Consider the following 25,046-nt stretch of genomic DNA (forward strand, 5'->3'; position numbering starts at 1 on the left):
CAAGCTCATGCAAGCACTGCACTGGTACCTAATCTATCCGCTCCTGCTTCAACAAGCTCTAAGGCAAACTCCTTAGTCCTAATACCACCTGACGCTTTTACCTTTACACCTTCTCCGACCCAAGCCTTTAAATTACGGACATCTTCAATCGTGGCTCCCCCTCCGGCAAAGCCAGTGGAAGTCTTGATAAAATCCGCTCCGGTTCGTTTAACAATCTCTGCCACAGACTTTTTCTCGTCTTCAGTCAGCAAAGAAGTTTCAATAATGATTTTTATGATTAAACCACAACTATGAGCTGCTTCAACGACTCTAGAAACATCTTTCTCAACGGCTTCCCAATTCCCCGACTTTACCCAACCGATATTAATTACAGCATCAACTTCCTTGCCGCCGTGGGCTTTAACCATTAATATTTCTTGAACTTTAACTTCAGTAAAGGTTGCACCTAAAGGAAAACCCACAACCGCAGCAACACATATTCCTGTGCCATGCAAAAGTTTTGCTGCCATTTGAACATATGAGGGATTAACACAAACAGTAGCAAATTTGTGATGCTGAGCCTCATGACAAAGTGTCACAATATCCTTCTCAGATGCTGCCGGTCTTAACAATGTATGATCTGTTATAGCTGCAAGATTCATTATTATCCCTTTTCCTTTCCATAACCATAATTGCGCAAGCTATCTGCTCGATTGCGCCAATCCTTTTTAACTTTAACCCAAAGCTCTAAGAAAACAGGACTTCCTAGTAAAGCTTCGATATCCAAACGAGCTAAGCGACCAATTTCCTTGAGCTGTTTGCCACCGGCCCCAATGATAATCCCCTTTTGAGAGTCTCGCTCTACGATTACCTGGGCACGCACTTTAACTAGAGTTTTCTTTTCTTCAACTGATTCTATAACTACCGCAATGGAATGAGGAACCTCATCCCTCGTTAATTGAAGAACCTTTTCTCGGACTAATTCCGCCATAATAAAACGCTCCGGCTGATCAGTCACTTCATCTTCCGGATAATACATGGGCCCATTAGGCATTCTATCGAAAATCACCTTTAAAAGCTCATCGGTATTTTCCCCTGTTTTTGCAGAAATAGGCACAATAGCCTTAAAATCTGCCAAACTAGAAAATTCCTGAATCCTCCGCATTAATTGTTCCTTAGTCAATAAGTCAACTTTATTGAGAGCAAGTACGCAAGGTGTTTTCGTCTGCTTGAGCATCTCAATGATAAACTCTTCCCCCGGGCCAAACTCTGCTGAAAGATCTACCATATAAAGAATCACATCAACCTCGCGCATTGATTCTTTGGCAGCCCCTACCATAAATTCACCGAGCTTATGTTTCGGTTTATGTATTCCGGGAGTATCTAAAAAGACAATTTGTCCACGTTCTTCCGTCAGGATGCATTGGATTCTATTACGAGTAGTCTGAGGCTTGTCGGACATGATTAAGACCTTCTGGCCTAATAAATGATTAAGTAAAGTAGATTTACCGGCATTCGGCCTGCCTATAACAGAAACAAAGCCTGAACGAAATTGATGTGATTTTGTTGAAACCAAAGGTGAAGCACTTCCCTATCTTTTTATCATTAATTTTTATGCAATCAATATTACCATAACCCTAAACAATAGCGTCTATTCAGCTGAATTCTATAAAAACTCCGGCCCAAAGGCCTCCGGAAGCAATGCCTTCAAACTTGTCCACCGTATTTGCCCTTTGCCATTTATCAAAATAACCGGACAATCCACAGCAAACTCACGGATTACTTGCCTGCATGCACCACATGGAGATGGAAAAACATCTGTGGGTACCGCAATGGCTATTCCTTTTACTTCTCGTTCTCCTTGGGCAATAGCCTGGAAAATTGCATTTCGTTCAGCACAGATTGTCAAGCCATAGCTGGCATTCTCAACGTTACATCCGGAATAGATCTTACCGGAGGAAAATAAAACTGCTGACCCAACGGGATAATGAGAGTAAGGCACATAAGCATTTTCATAGGCGGCTTTAGCCTTAGTAACCAGCTCATTGATACTATCCGAATCAAGCAGTCCCTTTAATTCAGTCGCCATTTTTTCAAACAGTTGAGATTGGCTCTGATTCATATAAAATACCCCCTATCCCTAGAACATCTTACTCGCGAAACGTAGTAGTGGAGGAAGAAAAACGACAAAACCAATTACAACTGCCTGAATAGCAGTTACTAACACAGCACCTGCAGCGATATCTTTTGCCATTCCGGCTAAGGGATGAAAATTTGGCTGAACCATGTCTACCACAGTTTCAATGGCGGAATTCATTACTTCCGCGCCAATGACGCTGCCGATGGCCAAAATAAGGATCAGCCATTCATGCCGTGTAACCTCACTCCACCAAGCGAGGAGCAAAACAGCACTACCTGCAAAGAGATGAAATTGGACGTGTTTTTGAGTCCTTACAGTGTATATCATTCCTCGCCAAGCCTGATTTAGACTACGCAAAAAGCCTGGTTTCCTATAAATGCTCCCCATCTGCTCCCTCCCTTAGATTATTGGCACAAAAGTTTTCTATACTCTCTCTAACTTCAATTCAGCCATTATCTCTTCTTCTTTACTGCGCATTTCTTGTTTATCATTCTCTTCTTCATGATCATAACCTAATAAATGGAGTAAACCATGAACCGCAAGATAGACAATTTCCCGTTCAAAGGAATGTCCATATTCCTGGGCTTGAGCCCTTGCTCGCTCAACGGAGATTACTATATCCCCAAGCATTTGATCCTCTTCCTCAATTGAAGGTTCATCTTCCACCTCTTCCTGCAAGGCAAAAGAAAGAACATCTGTTGGTCTGTCTACTCCTCTATATTCTAGATTTAAAGCATGTATTCGTTGATTATCAACTAGCAATAGACTTACTTCCGCTTCTTCAGGGCCATCTGATAGTTGCAGAGCCTCATTTATTGCTTGGTTTAATAAATTTGCCAGAGTGTCACGTTCTGCGAGTAAAACTGATTCTTCTTCCCAAGAGATGTCAATGATCATATAATTCGAGTAAACCTTATCTTAAATCTAACCAGAGTAGACTGATTGGTTTACCCTCCCCCCCTTCAAATTGTAACAATTAGTCAACAGCATCATCCCAATTTTATACTTGGGCCGACTCAATGTTTCGTAGTATTCATGAATTATTTACTATAGGGTGGCAGTAGTAATACTCCACTCACCAAAAGATCGAAAATCTTGTTTGTTAGATCATCCTTCTTGTGAAACCTTTATTTCAGCATCCTTCTCAGGATTATCCCCCTGCTTTTCCTTGGGAGGATTTTTATCACTCTCTTGAACCCCTTGACCTTCAAGTTTTTTATGCATTGAGCTACTGTTGTTATCCTTTATGTTCGGCATCTCCGGATATTCTACCCGAGAATGAAAAATACCACTCAAGACACGAACAAAGGCCATAGCAATCCGGTCTAAATCTTGAAACGTTAAATCACACTGATCTAATTGCCCGTCGTTTAGCTTGTCCTTAATAATTTTCCGAACAAAGCCTTCGACTCGCCCCGGGGTTGGTTGTTTCATAGACCTTACAGCAGCCTCTACATTATCCGCTAAAGCTACCAGTGCCGCCTCTTTAGTCTGAGGTTTCGGCCCCTCATAATGGAAAGACTCCTCCGGTACATTTTCATATTCCTCAAGGGCTTTATGATAAAAGAAACTCACCAGACTATCTCCATGATGCTGAGCTATAATATCCTGGATCTGCTGCGGAAGTTTATTATCCTTAGCCAGTTCTAAACCATCTTTAACATGGGAGGTGATAATCAAGGAGCTTAGAGTCGGAGCAATCTTATCATGGGGATTATCCTGGGTAAATTGGTTTTCGATAAAGAAATACGGACGCTTTAGCTTTCCAATATCATGGTACAAAGCTGCAACCCTAACCAAGGTGGCATCCGCTTGGACTGCTTCTGCCGCGGCTTCAGCGAGATTGCCTACTAAAATACTGTGATGATAGGTGCCGGGAGCTTCCATCAACAGGCGCTTCAATAATGGTCGATTAGGATCAGATAATTCCAGCAGTCTTACAGAAGAGGTAATGTGAAATCCTGATTCAAACCAATGCAATGCCCCAACTGTTAGAAATGACGATGCTAATCCGTTGACAATACCTAATATCACACCTACTACCCAAACTGCTAAGCGCATATCCGAGGTCAAGGCGATCCCACTGATAACAAAAACATTTACAGCTGATACAAATATCCCGGCACGAGCTAAATCAGACCGTTGACTTAAACGGGACACACTATAAACTCCCACAATCCCGCCAAAAAGAGCCACCACCCCTGAATGAAGCCCAAAGGAAGTCGATAGAACAGGATCTACTAAAACCGCCACAAAAACTGCTAAAACCAAGGAAACCATAATAGCTATATCCACACCGACCAAAATTGCAACTGTCATAGTTGCCCAGGCTATGGGAATCAGCATACCCGACAAGGAATTAAAGTCGGCCCCCAGATTTAAGGAAATCACTGCACGTCCAATAGCCACAACCAAACACATGATAAGACCAATAAGAACCAGGCGATTTGTCATAACAAAGATATCTCTTTTATACTGAAACAAATAGGTTAAAATAGAACCCATGCCAATTAGTACGATCAGCGCAATTCCAACCACTGATTTCCAGGCATTCTGGTTATTTATTAAACCATAATCAACCAAAACCTGATAAGTCGTCTCATCCACAATTTCACCGGTACCTACGATTTTTTGCTGAGCCTTATAATGCAAGACCTCCTGCTTTATTAAGGCACGTGCAGCTGCTCGCAAGGCTTCGGTAGTAGGCTCATCAATGATCAGGGTAGGTTGAGTTACTTCTTGATCGATAAACACCTTAAACAATTCTTTGGCATTCTCATCTAACTGGGACTGCTCAAAATCTTTTTTGAGGTTCTCACGAAACACCGGCATTTGCTCGCTGGTTCTTGCCCCAGAATCTAAACTGCGAGCTCTGCTCAAGATAATATCTCTACCAGTCTTTTCAATTTCGTTAAGATCACTCGAATCATTTTCTATCAAAAAAGTCAAAGCACTCTCCGAGACACTTGTGAAAAGTTCCCTTTTTCTGAGTTCATTAATTCTATCCGACTTTGTTGAGGCATCGCGCAAAGCAGTGAAAGCGCTCCCTATCTCCTTAGTTAATAGATTCAGATACTCCTCATCCGGCTTATACACCGGCTGGACTGCTTTCGAAGCCGCCTCTTTATCTCGATTATACTTTGCCTGATCTACAATATTTTTCATCCACGGTGCCGTAATAAGCTGTGGACTTGGTTCTCCTACTTCTAAGTGTAATGTAGACACAAAAATATTCGAAGATAATAAAACCGTAAGTAACAGAAAATACATCACCCCAACAATGGCCCGAAGCCAAGTGGTGTGATGTTTAAGCCAATCAAGACGGCCAGACAGCTCATCCCAGATCGTTTTGAACATTTTGATCTTCAATATCATCATCCTTACTTCCAAGTGCCCTTCCTAGGTTCGTTATAGATCCTAAGACTGAAACATATTGGCACCCTCTTATGGATTCGCGTATACAGCTAAATCCTCGTAGGTTTCCACCTCTACTCTTACTCGTTCTGAACCGGAGTTATCAGAAAGAACCTTAACCGTTTCTGCAACAATCGGTACGCCCTGTGTTATTTTCTTCTGAACTTCAGCCCGAGCTATTTGTTCAGCTAGTTGGCGCGCTTCGGAAACAGTACGTTCTATATGCACATTATGAAGTTCTATATGATTTACTCTTATACCTTCGACAGGAAAGCGCCAATTCCTCCACAGTTTTAGAGATTGGCTGATCACTTCTTCTCGAGATTGCTCAAAGGGTGATTTTTCTGCTGTTAGCATTATAACGCGAGAGCCGATTTTTATACCCCTTCCCTTGGCCACTCTCCCACTTTCTTCCACCTTATCCTCTATTAAAGGGATTTGTCCTTCAGCACTATACCAAACTCGCCCTCGAACGAATCCTCTGGCTACAGAAACCGGAGCATTTTTGGCACTGCTCATATTATTCACTTCCGGACTCTTAATTAATACTTGCCCAGCCCGAACAGTTTCTCCTTCATGAATCAGGGGGGTTCCGTCAATTACCATTATTTCCTTTACAATCCCGGCTCGACTTGCGACAAGGTTTCCGACTTCATCCGGAATAGACGGACGAGTTTTCTCCGAAACTCTGATTTGAATGCTTGTTCCCTGACGTTCTATCCCAATCCAAGCTGCATCAGGAAGTTGCTCCTGAAGTGATTTAGCTATTCCGTTTAAATCTAAGTCTTTAGAATACACCCAGGTTCTAAGCCCGAGTTTCTCGGCACGTTCTATTACGTCAGTGGCAATTAGATTTTTATTTCCTGTCACTGAAATAGAGAGGACAAGTTGAGACAATATCGTAAGAACCGAAGCAATTATAACGATTCCGATTAACAATCCTTTTCTTCGCCTCCAACGCGCAGCAACAAAAGGCCAGCCATATTTAGCAACAATGTGAACTCTAGTATGGGTACGACGGGCAGGTCTGCGCAATCTCCTGAAATCGGCAAGCTTAATTTGAGCACGCATACCCCGCTCAGATTTTTGTGTATGATAGAGAGCGATGCCTTCTTTCGATACCTGATTAACAAAGTGGGCCAAATGCTCTCCCCTGGCCAGGAAAAGAATACGCCCGTACCAAAACCTTCGCAGCCATTCAAACATTACTTTGTCTCCCCTCCATCAAACCAAAAGGAAGACAGTTCCCCTTCAATTTGTAGTTCTGTCGCTAAAATGACCTTGAGCATTAACCCCTTCCCTCTAAAAAAGATATCCCCATCCGCAGTTTCCAAGCGTATCTCTTCTTCCGAGAAATTTAGGATGCTAATATAGTTCTCCACCATTATTTCTCTTTTTCCGGTTATTGTAATTTTAGGACCTTCGCCCACTACATCCGGTGGAAAATCCAATACTTCTCCAACACTGGTTTGTATTTTCTTAAACAAAAAAAACCCTCCCCTCACGAATATTTATGAAGGGAAAAGCAATAATAGTCCAAGCCTTAGAATTTTCTCTTAAATATGGCAAGTATGGCAAGTATGGCAAGGGGACGTTTTGTTTGCCATCTCAATTGATTTCCATATTAAACCCAGTCTTCATAATTACCTTATAAATTGTAAAGGCTCAGTTACTAGTGTAACTGAGCCTTCTCCTAAAACTAAACTTACTATGCCCCAAGAATTTCCCGTACAATTTGATTGACAAGTTTGCCATCTGCACGGCCTTTTGTCTTAGGGGTTACTGCCCCCATGACTTTCCCGAGGTCTTTAAGGCTTTGTGCCCCTAGTGTGGTAACGGTCTCATTAACGAGTTGGCGAATATCCCCTTCAGAAAGCTGTTGAGGAAGGTAATCCATAAGAACGGCTATTTCCTCTCCCAAAGCTTTAACCTGATCAGGGCGATTCGCTTGCCCGAAAACCTCAAGCGCATCCCGACGCAGCTTCATTTCGCGAGCTAATACTTCGATGACTTGCTCATCGTTAAATTCAATCTTCTTGTCGATCTCAGCATTTTTTATGGCAGCCCTAGCCATTCGAATGACGGAAAGTCTTACCTTCCCCTCCTCTTTGGCCCTCATGGCAACCTTCATATCCTCAATCAAGCGATCTTTCAGGGTCAATTGAGACACTCCTTACTTGAACTTGCGTTTACGCGCAGCTTCAGACTTTTTCTTTCTCTTCACACTCGGTTTTTCATACGCCTCGTGTTTACGAGCTTCTGCGCTGACACCTGCCTTTTGACAAGAACGCTTGAACCGGCGGAGTGCGGCATCAAGGGATTCATTTTTACCAACTTTGACTTCACTCATTGTCTATCCCTCCCTCCACTGGATCATCACAAATATACCTTTTTATTATACTGGATGAAGTAGGTTGCGTCAAGCGCACTTTAGATGTCGTCGCATCGGTCAGCCGATATTGGCATTTAAAGCTTTGCCCCCGAGCAAATGAAAATGTAGATGTCCAATGACTTGGCCTCCATCTGTTCCGGTATTTGTGACTACCCTGTAACCAGATTCTGCCACGCCAAATTCCTCAGCTAACCGCCGAATAATACCGAAAAGATGTCCAATTAATCCTTCATTATCAGATGTTACATCATTGAGACTTCGCAAATGAATTTTCGGAATAATGACCAGATGTACTGGGGCTAACGGCTGAATATCTTTGAAAGCAATTATTTCATCATCTTCGTAAGCGATTTCGCTAGGGACTTTTCCAAGGGCTATTTGACAAAAGATACAATCCGACATTAGTGTTCTTAACCTCCTATATATTATTCAGAAAACATTATAATTGACAACTTCAAAAGGATTTTTCTGAAAGGATGGGCCTACAAAGTTATGGCACCTATCGTTAAGCAAGAAATATGGTGCTCTTCCAAAACAATCGTAACAAACTCTCCGGCTGCCCACTGATGCCCATCTTTATCTGCAGGAATATCTACCTGAATATAGTGAGGAGTATGTCCTATAGCACTGCCTTTCAGATCAACTTTTTCAACTAACACTTCTACCGACTTTCCAAGAAACTGTCGGCAAAACCTCCCCTGACTTGTACGAGCAACATCTAATAACTCCTTAACTCGTTGATCCTTCAGCTTTTTCAAAACTTGATCAGGATAATCCGCTGCCGGAGTCCCCTTCCGCTTAGAATAGGGAAATACATGAATTCCAGCAAAATTACAGGACTTGGCAAACTCAATAGTAGAAGCATGGTCTTCATCAGTTTCCCCAGGAAAGCCGACAATAATGTCCGTTGTCACAGCCAGATCCGGAATCCTATGCCGGAGTTTTTCCAGCAAATCTTTGTAGGCCTTTAAATCATAAGGACGATTCATTCTGGTTAAAATCCTATCGCTCCCGCTTTGTAAGGGTATATGTACGTGAGGGCAGACCTTACCAGACAAAGCAATTTTCTCAATCAACTCATCAGTATATTCCATGGGCTCAATCGAACTCAAGCGCAAGCGACGAAGTCCAGGGATTTTTTCCAACTCACCAACCAGGCGGGCCAAGTTCCAATCTTCCTTCAAGTCCTGACCATAATACCCGGTGTGAATACCCGTCAATACGACCTCCGGATACCCTTCCTCTACCAAACGCCGAGCCTCTGCAATAGCGTTCTCAGGAAGCCGACTGCGCAAAGGACCCCGGGCATAAGGAATAATACAATAGGTACAAAACTGATTGCACCCTTCCTGAATCTTTAACATAGCCCTAGTCCGATGTTCTTCACTAAGTTGAGGCAGTTCCTCAAATTCTTCAGCGTCCCAAATCCCACGCACAGCATTCTGTGGTGCCTTCTCTGCCTTCACCCGATCTATCCACTCCAAGATCTTCGCCCGATCCTGGGTTCCAATCACCAGATCCACGCCCTCAATACCCAGCACTTCCCCAGGAGCAGTTTGAGCGTAACAACCCATTACCACCACAACACTCTCCGGGTGAGCCTTAATCATTCGGCGAATAACCTGACGCGATTTGCTATCACCAGTATTCGTTACGGTACAGGTATTAACAACCACAACATCCGCTTCTTCAGAAGAACTAACTACCTGATACTTTGCCTCGCGAAAAAGCTGAGCCATGGCTTCGCTCTCAGTTTGGTTCACTTTACAGCCCAGAGTTACAAAACAGACAGCCCCACCTGGCAGAGGGGACGTTTTGTTTGCCAGCATACCTTTAGTTTTATCTAAGGCTTCTGTTGTAATTGCAATTGTTCCTGATACTTTTTCAGTTAATCCCAGCGACTTCTTTTCCATGGACCCTATTTGACCTCCTTTCTTATCGTTGTCGTCACCTTTCATCCATGCCCCTTAACTGCCCTATTTCCTTACATTTGAAAAAGCCCCTCCTAAGAAAACTCCCTTGGCGCTAATATATAAAATCTAAAATATGGTAAACATTAATGTGCCTTGTCTCAAAGCAACGTCAGAATGATTTTTCAATTTCAATCTATCAAAACATGTCGCCATTTAACAACCCAATGTACAGAAGCAGCACGCAAAGCCAAAGTAAGCGAGCAAAGGGACAAATTGTTCATATTCACCTTCGACATGGCAAACAAAACGTCCCCTTGCCACTTGCCACACTAACTTGCATTGAAGGCGCACATGAAATGTGCCTTCTCCCGAGCATCCGTACCCTCGTCCTCAGACCAGGACGCAGTGTGATACATCAGCGACGTCTTTTACGTAAGCAGAATAGCAAACTTCCGTTCAAGCGACCCCAGACCGGGGCAGTGTACAGGGATGTACACTGCCACCAGTGAGCCAAGGACGGCTCATCTGGTACGATAGTCTCCAGTGGAGACTATCGCCGTAGGCGGGTTCTTCAAAACAATACTATCGCCGAAGGATGAACCCCGCTCCCCAAAGAAAAGAGCTTGAATGGTTAGTTTGCTCTGCGTCGTAAGACCGAGTCGATGTACACACAAGTCCCCTACCCTAAATCCCCGAAATGCCCCAAGACCAGGGTAATCGCCGCCATTGCCGCCGTTTCAGTTCGAAGAATCCTTGGCCCTAATGAAACACTCTGAGCACCAAGGTTTTCTTGCACCCAAGCAACCTCGCTTTCCTCAAAGCCTCCCTCGGGACCTATGATGATGGCAATAGGATGTTCGGAACTCATGGTTTTCAGAACAGAAGCCATCCGCTGAGTTTTCTCTTCTTCATAGGGAATGATCCATTGAGTATCCTCCGGTAGTTGCCCCTTAAGCTCTTTCCAATCACAGACCTCAAATATCTCAGGCTCTTGTACCCTATGAGACTGTTTAGAGGCCTCAGAGGCAATCTTTTGCCAACGGGCGACTCTATCTTGAGCCTTCTTACCTTCAATATGTACAATAGAGCGTTTGGCACGCAAAGGAATGAGTCCGGTCATTCCTAATTCAGTTCCTTTCTGGATCACCCACTCCATCTTTTCCCCTTTAGAAAGCCCTGCCACCACATAGACAGAGGTATGGGCTTCTACATCCGGTTGATCCGTACTAAGAATTCGGCAAGTAACACTTTTGTCCTCAATATTTACAATAACACCAGTGTACTCCCTCCCGGTGTTATCATACCCTACGACTAAATCTCCCGGTGACAGGCGGAGCACCCGAACGAGATGCTCTCGTTCTGCATCACGCAGCCAAAAAACATCTCTCCCTAATTCCGTAACCTTAAACCGATTCAATTAAGCCCACCTCGCTCGAAATAAGATCCAGCCAGAGTCTTCGACACGGTCAACAATCTTCAGTCCAGCTTCCTTCAGCCCAATTTCCACCTCTTCAGCTCGTTTATCAATAATTCCCGAGGCCAAAAATTCCCCAGTCGGCTTCAAAATCCGCTTTAAATCCGGAAGTAACCCCAAAATTACATCCGCAATAATGTTAGCAATGACGACATCTGCCTGTCCTACTAGTACTGTCCCCAAATCCCCACGCAATACGCGTACTCGGTCGCCCACATTATTCAGATCAACATTTTCTTGAGCAACTTTGACCGCAACAGAGTCTAAATCAACGGCCTCAACCTTGGCCCCCAACTTTGCTGCAGCAATAGCCAGAATACCTGAACCTGTTCCCAAGTCGAAAACCACGTGTTCCGGTTTTATCATATCCTCTAAGGTCCTTAAACATAAGGTTGTTGTAGGGTGTGTTCCCGTTCCAAAGGCCATGCCCGGATCCAGCTCAAGAACAACATCCTCCGGCTTAACTTCAACCTCTTCCCAAGTTGGTTTTACCAAAAAGTTCTTGCCAATATATATGGGCTTAAAATAGGCCTTCCAAGCCGTTGCCCAGTCTTCTTCCTTCAATGAGATCCCTTTAGTATGAATAATCCAGTCCGGATACCGCTCCAGCAGCCCTGAAATCCCCTGTTCAAGGACACGAAGCTTGTCTCCAAGCTCTTCATCCTCAGGGAAATACCCCTTAACCACAGAGGTGCCTGTGAGCTTAACCTCTCCAAAACTATGATAATCCCACTCTCCGGATTCAATGTATTGCACAAAGAGTTCCGGATCCTCTATACTGACTCCCGGACAACCTAACTCATAAAAAAGATCGGCAACAGCTTCCTCTCCTTCAGATGAAACTGTTACCGCAACTTCACGCCAATCCATGTTTATACTCCTTTTCACCCCATTGCATCGCGGAGGTTCTCTTTAAACTTTTCAAACAGTGACTTTTTACCCATTTGTTGTTGTTCAGAAGTAACTTCCCCGAAATCACGGAGGAGTTTCTTTTGCTTCTCATTAAGTTTAGTAGGAGTTGTCAAAACAACTCTAACATGTTGATCTCCCCGTCCGGTTCCTCGGCGACGTGGTATACCATGTCCTTTTAGCCGGAAAATCGTAGCGGTTTGAGTCCCTTCCGGAACTTTCATCTTAACAACCCCATCCAGAGTTGGAACATCAACTTCCGCACCTAAAGCCGCTTGAACAAAAGTGATGGGAATCTCGCAATAGACATCATTGCCATCACGTTCAAAAAACTTATGAGGTTTTACTTGCAAAATGATATACAAATCTCCTGGAGGCCCGCCCTTAGATCCGGCTTCGCCATCACCGCTAAGCCTTAAGTTCAAACCATCTTCCGAACCTTCAGGGACATTGATTTTAAGAGTCTTAACCTTGCGAACCTTCCCTTGTCCATGGCATGTGGAGCAAGGACTGCTAACAGTACGGCCTTCTCCATTACAAGTTTGACAAGTTCTGGCCGTTTGAATGTGACCAAAAGGAGTCCGTTGCGTAACCTTAACTTGACCGCTGCCATGACATTGAGAACAAGTTGTGGGATGCGTACCTGGCGCTGCACCTGAACCCTGACAATCAGAACAGGTCTCGTCCTTGGGAATTTGGATTTCTTTTTCAACGCCAAAAGCTGCTTCTTCAAAGGTCAAGGTCATTGCATAGCGCAAATCAGAGCCCCGTTGGGGACCATTACGACGTTGACCACCACCGCCTCCGCCGAAAAACATATCGAAAATATCGCCGAAGCCTCCGGCGTCCCCAAATCCCCCCATACCTGGGTCTGCGTCACCAAACTGGTCATAACGCGCTCTCTTCTGAGGATCACTTAAAACATCGTAGGCCTCAGTAACTTCCTTAAACTTTTCTTCTGCTTCCTTATTCCCTGGATTAACATCGGGATGATATTGGCGAGCTAGCTTTCTATATGCTTTCTTAATATCCTGCTCGCTAGCGTTCCGCTCGACCCCGAGCACTTCATAATTATCGCGTTTCATTACTTCCCTCCACACTCCTGCTAAACCCATCCACTCGGACAGCAAAGTCCTATAGTATTATATGATCCTTCGCTCTGAAGCACAAGGAAATATCCACATTAAAGGAAATCCTTAAATTTCCACAAACAAACGCGGGCACAAAGGCTTTCAACCTTTGCACCCTAATATTTTAAATAACTCCTGCCTGACCTCGCGCCAACCTTATACGGCTAAGGAAATCCCAGTCAACATAATTTCACATAAGATTGGCGGCCAAAGCCAGGAGAGTTAATTTGCGAAGCTTGATAGCATCGTCACTGTACTGGGCGAAGTAGTTTCCTTCATCTAGTCAGTCTTACTGATCCTTCTTCACTTCAGTAAACTCAGCATCCACTACATCATCATCTTTTTTGGCTTGTTCAGCACCGGGTTGTTCACCGGCACCGGCACCACCTGTGGGGTCTTGAGCAGCTTGCTGTTGATACATTTTCTCAATATAAGGATGGAGAACTTTATTAAGAGCCTCAACTTTTGCATTGATCTCCTCGACATTATCGCCGGTAGCTGCAGTTTTTAAATCTTCTACTGCCTTTTTGATGGATTCAACTTCACCAGCGTCGCCTTTACCTTCGAATTCCTTTAAGGTTTTCTCAGTTTGATAGGCCATTGAATCTGCTTGGTTCTTAGCATCAATTAGCTCTTTGTGTTTCTTGTCTTCCTCAGCATGAGCCTCAGCATCTTGCTTCATCTTTTCAATATCTTCTTTAGAAAGCCCGGTAGAAGAAGTGATCGTTACTTTTTGCTCATTTCCGGTAGCCACATCTTTTGCCGAGACGTGAACAATACCATTAGCATCAATATCGAATTTAACTTCGATTTGGGGGATGCCCCGGGGTGCAGGAGGAATTCCGGTAAGTTGGAAACGACCTAAGGTCTTGTTGTAACTGGCCATTTCACGCTCCCCTTGGAGAACATGAATGTCAACAGAGGTTTGGTTGTCTGCAGCAGTTGAGAAAGTTTGTGATTTAGTGGTTGGAATTGTAGTGTTACGATCAATAATCCGGGTGAAAACTCCACCTAGGGTTTCAATCCCTAAGGAAAGGGGAGTAACATCCAACAGGATCATATCCTTAACTTCACCGCTAAGCACGCCCCCTTGAATTGCAGCGCCCATAGCTACTACTTCATCCGGATTAACCCCTTTATGAGGCTCTTTGCCACTGACTTTCTTAATAGCTTCTACAACAGCGGGGATACGAGTCGATCCACCAACCAGAATAATTTGGTCAATTTGATTCCAAGATAACTTGGCATCTTCAATTGCTTGACGTGTAGGTCCAATGGTGGATTCTACCAGGTCAGATGTAATTTCATCGAACTTAGCTCGAGTAATATTCATATCTAAATGTTGCGGTCCATCTTCAGTCATTGTGATAAATGGCAGGTTAACATTGGAACTGGTAACCCCGGAAAGCTCAATCTTAGCTTTTTCTGCTGCTTCTTTTAAACGTTGAAGAGCAACTCGGTCTTTGGCAAGGTCTGCTCCATGGCTCTTCTTATATTCTGCAACCATATAATCAATTAAGCGTTGGTCAAAATCGTCGCCGCCCAAATTGTTATTTCCACTGGTTGCCTTAACTTCAACCATACCTTGACTTAACTCAAGAATGGATACGTCAAAGGTACCGCCCCCTAAGTCAAAGACCAAAACCGTGGAATCGTCTTTTTTGTCAAGTCCATAAGCAAGTGCCGCAGCTGTTGGCTCGTTAATGATCCGCAAGACATCAAGTCCGGCAATGGAACCTGCATCCTTGGTTGCTTGACGTTGAGCATCCGTAAAATATGCCGGTACTGTAATAACCGCTTGAGTGACCGGTTGACCGATATAGGCTTCTGCATCAGTCTTGAGCTTCTGGAGAACCATGGCGGAAATTTCTTGAGGGCTGTAAGTCTTATCTTCAATTTTCACTTTGAAATCTGTTCCCATATGACGCTTAATGGAAATAACAGTTTTATCCGGATTTGAAACAGATTGGCGTTTAGCAACCTGACCAACTAATCTTTCACCGGTTTTAGAAAATCCTACGACAGATGGAGTTGTACGATTTCCTTCCGCGTTTGGGATAACGACAGCCTCTCCACCTTCCATAACTGAAACGCAAGAGTTAGTTGTACCTAAGTCAATACCAATAATTTTACCCATTATAATCTTCCTCCTTTAACTAGTTCGAAACCTTAACCATACTGGGACGTAAAACTTTTTCTTTAAGGTAATACCCTTTTTGTAGTTCTTCGACAACTGTGTTTTCCGGATGTTCATCAGACTCTACTCTGAGCACCGCATCATGAAGATTGGGATCAAAAGGCTGCCCGGTAGCCTCAATGGCCTTAAGCCCTTCTTTATTCAGCGCAGTTTGCAATTGACGGTAAATCATGTCTATCCCCTGGGAAAAGGCATTGAAATCCGGGTTTACTTGGGCCGAACTTGCCGCCCGTTCAAAATTATCTAAAACTGGTAGTAACTCTGATATAAGGCGTTCAGATGCATATTTAATGATCTCTGTTTTTTCCTTCTGAGTGCGTTTTCGGTAGTTATCAAATTCTGCCTGTAATCGTAACAAATGATCTTTATGCTCATCAGCTTTAGCTTTTGCTTGAATAAGCTCAGCTTCCAGAGTCATTATTTTTTCTAAAGGACTCATATCGTTACTATCCAGGCTATCTTCTTCCGGAGGATTCTCAAGGTCACGCTCTAGCGTATCCTCCACTTGATCCTCATCCACGCTAAAATCTCGGCCTCTGAGAGTATCTTCTCTCATTCGCGCCATGCAAAATCACCTCTCGCAACATAATCACTATAAAGTGTTAATTTATATAGAATGAACCAGAAGGCTCAGTCACCGCAATAATCTACTCTCGTCACCGCCTGCGTCGCGTAAGGATTTCTGTCATACTCCGAGTCATAAAATCGACAATAGCTATTACTTTGGCGTAATCCATACGGGTCGGTCCCAGAACTCCCACTGCCCCGATGGTTAATCCATTGACCTTATAGGTGGCCGAAATCAAGCTGCAGTCACGAAATTCCTTCAATGTATTTTCTCCACCAATAGTTACATTTAGTCCTTCCTGGCGGGGGGTTAGCAGTTTTTTCAGAGGTTCATTATCTTCAAACACTTTGAAAAGTGTTTTGACCTTAGCTAAATCTTTAAATTCAGGTTGATTAAGCATATTTAGGGTGCCACCGAGATGGATACGTTCATCTTCCTCTTTACCATCTAAGATAGCCCTTAACATATCCATGGCATTATCGATTAAAAGTCTTTGCCTGGACAATTCACTATATATTTCATGCAGCATGCTGCGTTTGACTTGGCTTATGGAATATCCTCGCATCTTCTGGTTAAAGACTTCGGCCACATGCTGAAGTTCTTCTGCAGAGAGATTTTCCCCCACATCCAATATATGATTCTCCACAGCCCCGTTTTCTTTGACGATGACCATGATAACCTGCCCAGGCTGATAGGGGAGAAAATGCATTTTCCCGAAGGTACTTTTGCCCTTATGAGGACCCAGCACCAGGCTCGTCAGGTTTGTAAGCTCGGATAGGAGTTTGCCCGTATGAGCAATCACTTCCTGCAGCTCATTAATTCTTTTCGAGCTTTCACGCTCGATGATCTCCATTTCCTCGGCATTAAGTTCTTGAGGATCCATCAGGCAGTCTACAAAGTATCGATATCCTGCGTCCGAAGGAATTCGTCCAGCAGAGGTATAAGGTTGTTCAATAAATCCTAACTCTTCTAAATCAGCCATTTCGTTTCGTATAGTTGCTGAAGATACGCCCAGATCAAACTTACGAGCAATCGTTCGAGATCCAATGGGTTCGGCGGTAGCAATATAATCCTGAACTATCGCTCTTAATATTTTGCGTTTGCGCTCATCCATTTGCATATATGCTTCCCCGCTTTCTTGAGTGATCTTGTTTTATACAAAATGTACTGACAAGTACATACTCATTATCTTCTTACCTTTTTCGTTGTTAGCACTCTACCTCGATGAGTGCTAACAGTTTATGTCTTCACATTACCACTTCATTTTGGCTTTGTCAAGAATCATTTTAATATAAATATTTGAGACCTAAACCACTATACAAATTCTTGTAAGATGGAGTTTGCCACGAAGGAATACCGAGGATTCAAGCGGAAATAATCCCCCTCGACGATAAAAATATCAGTATCTTTATAGCGTTCCAAAACAGATCTATAAATATCCCTGAGATCAGTTCCGAAGTCAATTTCAAATTCTTTAAGATGAACCCCTGCCTCTAGACGCAAACCTAAAATCATCCGCTCAGCCATACATTCTTGTAAAGACAACACCTCTTGACCGGTCTCATCAATAGGACTTTTCCCCTCAGATAAGAGGTTTTTATAAGCACATACATCCTCAATATTTTTCCAGCGCACCCTGTTCAAACATGATACACCGCCAGGCCCCATTCCCAGATAATCCGCTCCTCGCCAGTATCCTAAATTATGGCGACACTCGTATCCGGGAAGGGCAAAATTTGAAGTCTCATAGTTCCGATAACCCTCCAGACCTAAACGTCTTACCGCCCATTCATGCATCTCAGCCTGCTGATCCTCACTCGGAAGGGTTTTTAAACAACCATCCTTACCCTTTTGCTCTAATTGAAAGGACTGCTTGCGGAGGTAGGCCCCCTTAGTATTAGTGTCGTTACCTCCCTCATATTGTTCAAAAAGCGGTGTTCCTTCTTCCAGCATTAACCCATAGAGGGAAAGATGCTCTGGCGAATAGGAAAGGGCCTCCTCCAAGGATGCCTGCCAGGCCCGCAGACCTTGTCCGGGTAAGCCAAACATCAGATCGAGATTGAGATTTTCAAATCCTGCCGATCTCAAGCGGGCAATGGCTTCGCGTGCCTGTGCAGCAGTGTGCACCCGTCCTACACCACACAACAAATCATCATCAAAACTCTGGATCCCTAGTGAAAACCTATTGATCCCCAAATCCCGGATAAGCCTGGCCTTTTCCATTGTAATAGTCCCCGGGTTCCCTTCCATTGTCTGTTCGACTTCTGGGTTCATGGGGAAATACCGTTGAATCATTCCCAGTAACCCTTCTAACTGCCGCTCACTCAAAACCGTTGGAGTTCCACCCCCAATAAAAAGAGAAGACACCCCCTGAGGGGTATCTTTTTGCCTCTTTGCCATCTCTATTTCTAAGCCCTCTAAATACACAGAGATAAGATCCGGGGAGGAATTGTTAAGTGAGTGCGAATAAAACCCACAGTAGTCACATTTTTGGAGACAAAATGGGACGTGAACGTATAAAGATGGCATAGGTGTGCCCACTCTTTCTTCTAGTCTTCGATCTGCAATACAGCCATAAAAGCATCTTGAGGAATTTCCACGTTACCGACTTGCTTCATACGCTTTTTCCCAGCCTTTTGCTTTTCCAGGAGTTTGCGTTTACGGGAAATATCTCCCCCATAGCATTTAGACAAGACATCTTTTCTCATGGCATTAACGGTCTCACGGGCAATAACTCTACTGCCGATGACTGACTGGATAGGAATTTCAAACATGTGCCTCGGAATAATACCCCGGAGCTTTTCTACAAGCTTCCTGCCACGATTGTAGGACTTGGCACGGTGAACGATAAATGAAAGAGCATCCACCATTTCCCCGTTTAAAAGGATATCTATTTTAACAAGATCTGTTTCCTTATAACCGGATAGTTCATAATCTAAAGACGCATACCCCTTAGTTCGTGACTTCAATTGATCAAAATAATCGAAAACTATCTCACTTAGGGGCAGCTCATAAGTCAGCCTTACTCGACTCGTTGACACATAATCCATATTACAATAGGCTCCGCGCTTTTCCTGATTAAGCTCCATAATCGCTCCAACATACTCTGACGGAACCAAAATTGTAGCTTTAACAATGGGCTCTTCGATACTGACAATCTGATCCACTTTAGGGAGATTGGAGGGGTTATCGATACTCAAAACTTCCCCTTGAACAGTATTAACCTTGTAAATTACACTAGGTGCCGTAGTGATCAAATTCAGATCATATTCTCGTTCTAATCGTTCCTGAATAATCTCCATGTGCAGCAACCCCAGGAAGCCGCAGCGAAATCCAAAGCCTAAAGCCACGGAAGTCTCTGGCTCAAAAATCAAACTGGCATCGTTAAGATGAAGCTTTTCCAAAGAATCCCGCAATTTATTATAATCGCTCGCCTCAACAGTATAGAGCCCGCAAAAGACCATGGGAGTCGCCTTCCGATATCCGGGAAGTGCTTCAGCCGCCGGATTATCTGCATCTGTAATGGTATCCCCCACCTGAGTATCTTTAACATTCTTGATGCTGGCGGCAATAAATCCTACTTGACCAGCCTTGAGTTCGTCGACGATACGCATTGAAGGAGCAAAAACCCCAACCTCAGTTACCTCGAAGGATTTCCCGGTGGACATCATCTGCATTCTTGTACCTTTAGCAACTCTTCCTTCAACAATTCTGACATAGGAAATAGCGCCTTTATAGGCATCAAACTTAGAGTCAAAGATTAAGGCTTTAAGAGGCTCTTCATCATCCCCTTGAGGAGGTGGCACCATGGTCACAATTCTCTCCAGGATCTCCTCAATTCCGATTCCCGTTTTTGCCGAAGCTAGAATAGCTTCACTGGCATCCAAGCCAATAACATCCTCTATCTCCTGTTTTACACGTTCAGGCTCTGCACTAGGCAGGTCAATCTTGTTAATAACCGAGATCAGTTCCAGGTTGTTTTCTAAAGCTAAATAAACATTCGCTAAAGTCTGAGCCTCAATTCCTTGAACGGAATCGACAACTAACAGGGCCCCTTCGCAAGCAGCTAAACTGCGGGATACCTCATAGGTAAAATCTACATGGCCCGGCGTGTCAATCAGATTAAGCTCATAAACCTCGCCATCTTGAGCCTGATAACTTAAGCGAACTGCCTGTAGTTTAATCGTAATTCCACGTTCGCGTTCTAAATCCATGGAATCTAGGACTTGCGCTTCCATTTCCCGCTTAGTCAAAGCCCCAGTATATTCAATCAGTCGATCAGCTAAAGTAGATTTACCATGATCGATATGTGCAATAATCGAAAAATTACGGATACGTTGTGAAGCTTGCGCCAAGATCCTGCCCCTCATTTCTATAATTAAGTTTAAAATTAAAACCTAGATATTCTAAACACTAATTATAACAGCTAAGAGGGTCTTTTCGCAAGAATTCCTGGGTAAACAAGGCATAATTAGGCTTCACAACATAATAGGGCCCACTAACCAGCCCTATTATGTAAAACATGCATAGTTTGTACTTTATAATAGCTCTTGGATTTCTCGACTGAATCAGTGGTTACTCCCTCAGTAGGGAAAGAGGTCAAATTGTGCAGCGTTGCACAATTTGACCTCACCTCCAAGGGCAGGATTTGTGATGCCAAAGGCTGTTATTCCGGATAAATCAGCAAGTCTTGATCAGCTAAAGACTATTTTCTTTGCAACAGGTATCCATATCTCACTTCTAAATGTTGGTGAACTAACATCCTTATGCTCGTTCCATAAGATTTCCGGCCCTTGAATTTGTTCATAGTTTGAGGATGGAAACCACTCGGAGTAAATCCGCCCCCATATATTCTGTAAAGTTTCAGGAAAGGGCCCTACCGCTTCAAATACCGCCCAAGTTGAAGCAGGAACATCCAGTTGGGTCAAGTTCTCCGGGCATACCTGAGATGTTGCCACACCTATATAATGGTCCAGCTCTCCTTTTTCCTCCATTCGTCCTGAAGAGAAGTTCACGGAGGCACTAATTAGGCCTAAGGGCTCGATATCGGAAAGAGCCTTCATCTGATTGATCTTCTCAAGATTTAAGCTTTGCCACATAGCGGCAATTTCCGGATTAACCCCGTGGAATATTATAGGAACCCTCTTCTTAATACCTACTATGTGGAAATCCCCTTTTTCTTCGATGCGATAGTTCATTTCATTGCCCCCTTTAATTGATAATTGGAAGGTCATCCTTGGAAAAGCTTTTAATGATTGGCCATTGTTTTTAGCTTCTGACGGTGTTACACCATGCAAATTTTGAAATGCTCTTGTAAAAGAATCCGGAGAACTATAGCCATATTTAAGGGCAATATCAATGATTTTGGAATTCCCATTCCTCAGTTCAAAAGCAGCCAGAGTAAGCCGTCTACGCCGGATGTACTCCGATAAAGTAACACCTGCTAGATAGGAAAACATTCGTGTGAAATGATATTCAGAGCAAAAAGCCAGCCTGGCTACTTCCTTAAAATCAATATCCTCGGAAAGGTTTTCTTCAATATATTCAAGGGCTCCATTCATATTTTTCAGCAAATCCATGGTTCCGACCTCCTTTCAAGAATAGAATAGCAGAAATGAATTGAGGTTATCCGACACTTCCTGCCCCAATATGTAGGACTAAATCCATTTTGACCGATAACACCTATATTATGTTCAAGTTAGGTTTTAAGTTTAAGTTTAAATTTTAAATTTAAAAGTTAAAACTTGAAATTCCAAATTCTATAATTTATAAATCGATGATTATATAAATGGCCCCGCATAAAACTTTGCCCCTACAAATCAAATGGTATCTCGATTAAAAGCGGTCTGTACCACTAACAATTGGAACAGACCGCTTTTGCTTTAAAGATTATAGATGTGGAAATTTAGGATGCGACACCGAGGCTTACTAGTTTAGGACCGCATCTTCATAGCCTTACCCAATGACTTCTTTAGCTTTGTCCAGTATCAAATGATAAGTCTTATCCGCCTCTGCTTGCAGCTCTGTAATCTTAGCTCTAATATTTTGGAGAAACTCCTCATCTTTGATTGAACCTAGATTAATCTTAACGTTAAAAATTGCCCCCTGAAAGCCTGCATAAGCTGTAACTCCAGATACTGAAGCATCGCAAGCAGTGTTGGGATTTCCGATGGTTAAGACTCTGATGGATAGTTTCAAGACTTCTACGCAACTCTCCGCAACTTTAAGAGGCAGAAGAGTTGCTTGAATAGTAGCCTCCTGGATCTTCTCTGATCTGTGAGCTTTCTCCGCTTCAGTTTCCTTAGGCAATTTATAGGCCTTCATAACTTCATTAAAAGCATCCGTATCCAGATCAACATATTCTAATAAACGATGCTTTAAAGCAATCCCTTTTTCTTTTATTTGGACAATCTCCTCTTGAACACTGCTAAATTTGGGCTTGCCTTCTGTGAAATTACAAACCATTAAACTTAAAGCTGCACCTAAAGATCCGACCAAGGCCGCCGCACTTCCGCCTCCGGGAGCCGGCGAATTGCTCCCTAACTCTTCCACAAATTCAGTGACCCTCTTGTCAATTAACAATATTCTCCCCCCATTTCAGTCTTCAACTAAGTTTTCTTCAAAAACCTGCTTCCGATCAAAGTTTTCTAAGCGCAGATAAAACTCAGCAACATCCAAAAGGGCCTGCATAGGAGTCACACCGATTAACTCACTGCCAATAACATTGACACCATACCGGGCGGCCTCGGATTTTACTGTCTCAAAGACTCGGTACAAAGGTGTGCCGGTGTAATTGACCATGTTAATGGAAACCTGAGCCACATCCCGATCTTCTAGCATGACCCCCATGGCTCGAACATATTTAAATCCGCCTTTTACCTCCCGAATGGAATCAGCAATTTTTTTCGCAATACTAAGATCATTAGTACCCAGATTAATATTATAGGCCACCAAAAACTGCCGTGCCCCAACAACGGTAGCTCCGGCTGTAGGATGCATCTTCGGGTGCCCATAATCAGGATGGCGTTCCGGTTGGCTGATGGCCTCTTTTAACCCCTCGTACTCTCCTTTTCTCACATCAGGGAGCCTTCTTCTGCCGGGAACTCGGGCAGCCTCTTCATATAAGTAGACAGGAATATCCAGCTTACTCGCAATTTCCGAACCTAGCTCATTAGCTAATTGTATGCATTCTTCCATACTAACCTCTTTGACCGGTATAAAGGGAATTACATCCGTCGCTCCAACCCGGGGATGACCGCCTTGCTGTTGCTCCATATCAATCAATTCGCAAGCCTTGGCACAAGCATTAAAGGCCGCCAGCTTAACACTTTGGGGGTCTCCCACAAAGGTCACAACTGTCCGATTATGACTGGCATCAGGCTTAACATCCAGAAGCTTTACCCCCTTGACCTGCTTGACCTCGGATACAATAGCTTCAATGACCTCCGGACGACGACCCTCACTAAAATTAGGCACACATTCAACGAGTTTTCCCATTAATTTGACCCCTCTCTAATTCGGTGATTTCCTCATTATGTAATAGAAAGCTTCAGCAAAGCAACTCCAATTAAAACAAGTATAACTCCAATAATTTTACGTTTCAAATTCCATCGTTCTTGAGAACAAAAATCCCCATGATTATTGTTATAATCGTGGAAGTTTGGGCCAGCGGGCCAACTAAGGAAAGATTCCCGCCATATTTTTCAAAAAACAAATTTCATTGTCCAATTCAACGGTTAAATGACAAAAACCTTCTTTACAAGCTTAGTGCTTAAAAGAAGGTTTTTGTCGCATCTTTTGTTCTATCATGAGCTCAACACAATTCCTAGGATTTCTTCTTCCTCCAGAGGTCTATCTAACTGGTCTATTTTATCAAGGGTCTTATTCAGAAGTTGATTCACAGTCTCTTGATCATGGGCCATTCCCCTGGATTTCAGGAGCCATACCACATTCTTAAACTTGGTCTGTTTGCCAAAGGAGGTAGAATGTTTTCTGCCTACACTTTCCGGTGGAAAGGTTTGATAATTAGCAAAGTCCTTCTGGATTCCGTCAATGTGTATCGACGATGTATGAGTGAAGACGTCCGCCCCGATAATAGGTTTGGCCCGTGGGACTACACGGTCGGCGGCGGAACTAACCATTAAAGCAATTGAATTTAACCGTTTAAGATCTAGCATCACCTCTTGCTGGAGACTATATTTCAGGGCAACAGCAATCTCTTCAAGGGCTGAATTTCCTGCCCTCTCCCCTAAACCTCCCACTGTGACACTGACTGCTTTAAAGCCTGCCTGGACGGCGGCCAGAGAATTAGCTGTGGCCATCCCTAAGTCATTATGGGCATGGAATTCTAAAGGAATCTTCGAGGATCTGGCTAAATCTTGCAGTTTGAAGAAAACATTCAAAGGTTCCATAACCCCCAAGGTATCTGCAAATCGAATTCGATCAACTCCTAACTTCTCAGCCTCCGAAATGATCTCTTTTAAAAAATCCAAATCTGCTCGACTGGCATCTTCCAGTCCCAGCACAATATAACCCACTTCTTTTTTGGCCTCACTGACACATTGACCCATTTGCTCAAGAAGCCAAGCCCGGTCCTTTCTTAGTTTATGCTTAATTTGCTGTTCTGAGGTGGGAAGGGAAATCGCAACTCCCTCAACCCCCGTTCGATAACTGGCCAAGAGATCTGCTTGAACAACTCGATTCCAAGTAATTAAACGCACCGGCAGATTCAGAGCCACCAGTTGAGAAATTTTCTTAGCTTCTGAACTACCCATGGCTGGGACTCCTACTTCCAACTCATCGATGCCCGCATCCGCCAAAGCCCGGGCAATCATTTCTTTTTGCTGCCCATTAAAGGAAACTCCCGGAGCCTGCTCTCCGTCTCTTAAGGTTGTATCACATAATAATACCCGCTGCTCCATCTGAAATAA

The 25,046-nt window shown here is 43.6% G+C and carries 24 protein-coding genes; all 24 read right to left on the minus strand.

Annotated features, from left to right (window positions below):
* Positions 1-5 precede the first annotated feature (5 nt).
* The 24 genes from deoC to DP73_RS12065 all read right to left on the minus strand — a co-directional run bounded on the left by deoC (position 6) and on the right by DP73_RS12065 (position 25,037).
* The gene (gene deoC / locus DP73_RS11950; protein ID WP_034599737.1) at positions 6-641 is read right to left on the minus strand and encodes a deoxyribose-phosphate aldolase; all 636 of its coding nucleotides are present in this window, start codon (positions 639-641) and stop codon (positions 6-8) included.
* 2 nt (positions 642-643) lie between these two features.
* Positions 644-1,555, minus strand: coding sequence for a GTPase Era (gene era / locus DP73_RS11955; RefSeq protein ID WP_034599739.1), 912 nt, complete (start codon positions 1,553-1,555; stop codon positions 644-646).
* Positions 1,556-1,645: 90 nt separating this feature from the next.
* On the minus strand, positions 1,646-2,101 hold the full coding sequence (gene cdd / locus DP73_RS11960; RefSeq protein WP_348982416.1) for a cytidine deaminase: 456 nt from the start codon (positions 2,099-2,101) through the stop codon (positions 1,646-1,648).
* Between the two features lie 18 nt (positions 2,102-2,119).
* Positions 2,120-2,506 carry a diacylglycerol kinase family protein gene (locus DP73_RS11965; RefSeq protein WP_034599740.1) on the minus strand — a complete coding sequence of 129 codons (387 nt, stop codon included), beginning with the start codon at positions 2,504-2,506 and terminating at the stop codon, positions 2,120-2,122.
* A 36-nt stretch (positions 2,507-2,542) separates the two neighbouring features.
* Positions 2,543-3,016 carry an rRNA maturation RNase YbeY gene (gene ybeY, locus DP73_RS11970; protein ID WP_034599741.1) on the minus strand — a complete coding sequence of 158 codons (474 nt, stop codon included), beginning with the start codon at positions 3,014-3,016 and terminating at the stop codon, positions 2,543-2,545.
* Between the two features lie 210 nt (positions 3,017-3,226).
* A complete protein-coding gene (locus DP73_RS11975) occupies positions 3,227-5,497 on the minus strand; it encodes an HDIG domain-containing metalloprotein (protein ID WP_034599782.1) in 2,271 nt (756 codons plus the stop codon).
* Between the two features lie 66 nt (positions 5,498-5,563).
* A complete protein-coding gene (locus tag DP73_RS11980; RefSeq protein ID WP_034599743.1) occupies positions 5,564-6,739 on the minus strand; it encodes a sporulation protein YqfD in 1,176 nt (391 codons plus the stop codon).
* Positions 6,739-7,020: a YabP/YqfC family sporulation protein gene (locus DP73_RS11985; protein WP_034599744.1), complete on the minus strand. Its 282-nt coding sequence runs from the start codon at positions 7,018-7,020 to the stop codon at positions 6,739-6,741. Before DP73_RS11985 ends, DP73_RS11980 begins: the two co-directional genes overlap by 1 nt.
* 221 nt (positions 7,021-7,241) lie before the next feature.
* On the minus strand, positions 7,242-7,694 hold the full coding sequence (locus tag DP73_RS11990) for a GatB/YqeY domain-containing protein (RefSeq protein WP_034599747.1): 453 nt from the start codon (positions 7,692-7,694) through the stop codon (positions 7,242-7,244).
* A gap of 12 nt (positions 7,695-7,706) precedes the next feature.
* Positions 7,707-7,883, minus strand: coding sequence for a 30S ribosomal protein S21 (gene rpsU / locus DP73_RS11995; protein WP_014904736.1), 177 nt, complete (start codon positions 7,881-7,883; stop codon positions 7,707-7,709).
* Positions 7,884-7,982: 99 nt separating this feature from the next.
* The gene (locus DP73_RS12000; protein WP_034599750.1) at positions 7,983-8,327 is read right to left on the minus strand and encodes a histidine triad nucleotide-binding protein; all 345 of its coding nucleotides are present in this window, start codon (positions 8,325-8,327) and stop codon (positions 7,983-7,985) included.
* An 80-nt stretch (positions 8,328-8,407) separates the two neighbouring features.
* The gene (gene mtaB, locus DP73_RS12005) at positions 8,408-9,754 is read right to left on the minus strand and encodes a tRNA (N(6)-L-threonylcarbamoyladenosine(37)-C(2))-methylthiotransferase MtaB (RefSeq protein WP_052090632.1); all 1,347 of its coding nucleotides are present in this window, start codon (positions 9,752-9,754) and stop codon (positions 8,408-8,410) included.
* A 763-nt stretch (positions 9,755-10,517) separates the two neighbouring features.
* Positions 10,518-11,255, minus strand: a complete 738-nt coding sequence (locus DP73_RS12010) for a 16S rRNA (uracil(1498)-N(3))-methyltransferase (protein ID WP_034599752.1) — start codon at positions 11,253-11,255, stop codon at positions 10,518-10,520.
* On the minus strand, positions 11,256-12,182 hold the full coding sequence (gene prmA, locus DP73_RS12015; protein WP_034599754.1) for a 50S ribosomal protein L11 methyltransferase: 927 nt from the start codon (positions 12,180-12,182) through the stop codon (positions 11,256-11,258). It abuts the gene before it with no gap.
* Positions 12,183-12,196: 14 nt separating this feature from the next.
* Complete coding sequence (dnaJ, locus tag DP73_RS12020; RefSeq protein ID WP_034599756.1) at positions 12,197-13,306, minus strand: molecular chaperone DnaJ; 1,110 nt, start codon at positions 13,304-13,306, stop codon at positions 12,197-12,199.
* A 334-nt stretch (positions 13,307-13,640) separates the two neighbouring features.
* Entirely contained in the window at positions 13,641-15,488 is a 1,848-nt protein-coding gene (gene dnaK / locus DP73_RS12025) for a molecular chaperone DnaK (protein WP_034599759.1), read from the minus strand.
* Between the two features lie 19 nt (positions 15,489-15,507).
* Positions 15,508-16,113, minus strand: coding sequence for a nucleotide exchange factor GrpE (gene grpE, locus DP73_RS12030; RefSeq protein WP_034599761.1), 606 nt, complete (start codon positions 16,111-16,113; stop codon positions 15,508-15,510).
* Between the two features lie 91 nt (positions 16,114-16,204).
* Positions 16,205-17,236 (minus strand): heat-inducible transcriptional repressor HrcA, encoded by a 1,032-nt coding sequence (hrcA, locus tag DP73_RS12035; RefSeq protein WP_014904744.1) that lies wholly within the window; start codon positions 17,234-17,236, stop codon positions 16,205-16,207.
* 194 nt (positions 17,237-17,430) lie between these two features.
* Positions 17,431-18,645 carry a radical SAM family heme chaperone HemW gene (gene hemW / locus DP73_RS12040; protein WP_034599764.1) on the minus strand — a complete coding sequence of 405 codons (1,215 nt, stop codon included), beginning with the start codon at positions 18,643-18,645 and terminating at the stop codon, positions 17,431-17,433.
* 20 nt (positions 18,646-18,665) lie between these two features.
* A complete protein-coding gene (gene lepA, locus DP73_RS12045; protein WP_034599766.1) occupies positions 18,666-20,471 on the minus strand; it encodes a translation elongation factor 4 in 1,806 nt (601 codons plus the stop codon).
* A gap of 339 nt (positions 20,472-20,810) precedes the next feature.
* The gene (locus tag DP73_RS12050) at positions 20,811-21,695 is read right to left on the minus strand and encodes an AraC family transcriptional regulator (protein ID WP_034599767.1); all 885 of its coding nucleotides are present in this window, start codon (positions 21,693-21,695) and stop codon (positions 20,811-20,813) included.
* A gap of 376 nt (positions 21,696-22,071) precedes the next feature.
* On the minus strand, positions 22,072-22,698 hold the full coding sequence (locus DP73_RS12055; RefSeq protein ID WP_034599768.1) for a cyclodeaminase/cyclohydrolase family protein: 627 nt from the start codon (positions 22,696-22,698) through the stop codon (positions 22,072-22,074).
* 15 nt (positions 22,699-22,713) lie between these two features.
* Positions 22,714-23,613, minus strand: coding sequence for a glutamate formimidoyltransferase (gene ftcD, locus DP73_RS12060; RefSeq protein ID WP_034599769.1), 900 nt, complete (start codon positions 23,611-23,613; stop codon positions 22,714-22,716).
* A 308-nt stretch (positions 23,614-23,921) separates the two neighbouring features.
* Positions 23,922-25,037: a citramalate synthase gene (locus tag DP73_RS12065; protein ID WP_034599771.1), complete on the minus strand. Its 1,116-nt coding sequence runs from the start codon at positions 25,035-25,037 to the stop codon at positions 23,922-23,924.
* Positions 25,038-25,046 lie beyond the last annotated feature (9 nt).

The sequence above is a fragment of the Desulfosporosinus sp. HMP52 genome, assembly GCF_000765145.1.
Classification (GTDB): Bacteria; Bacillota; Desulfitobacteriia; order Desulfitobacteriales; family Desulfitobacteriaceae; genus Desulfosporosinus.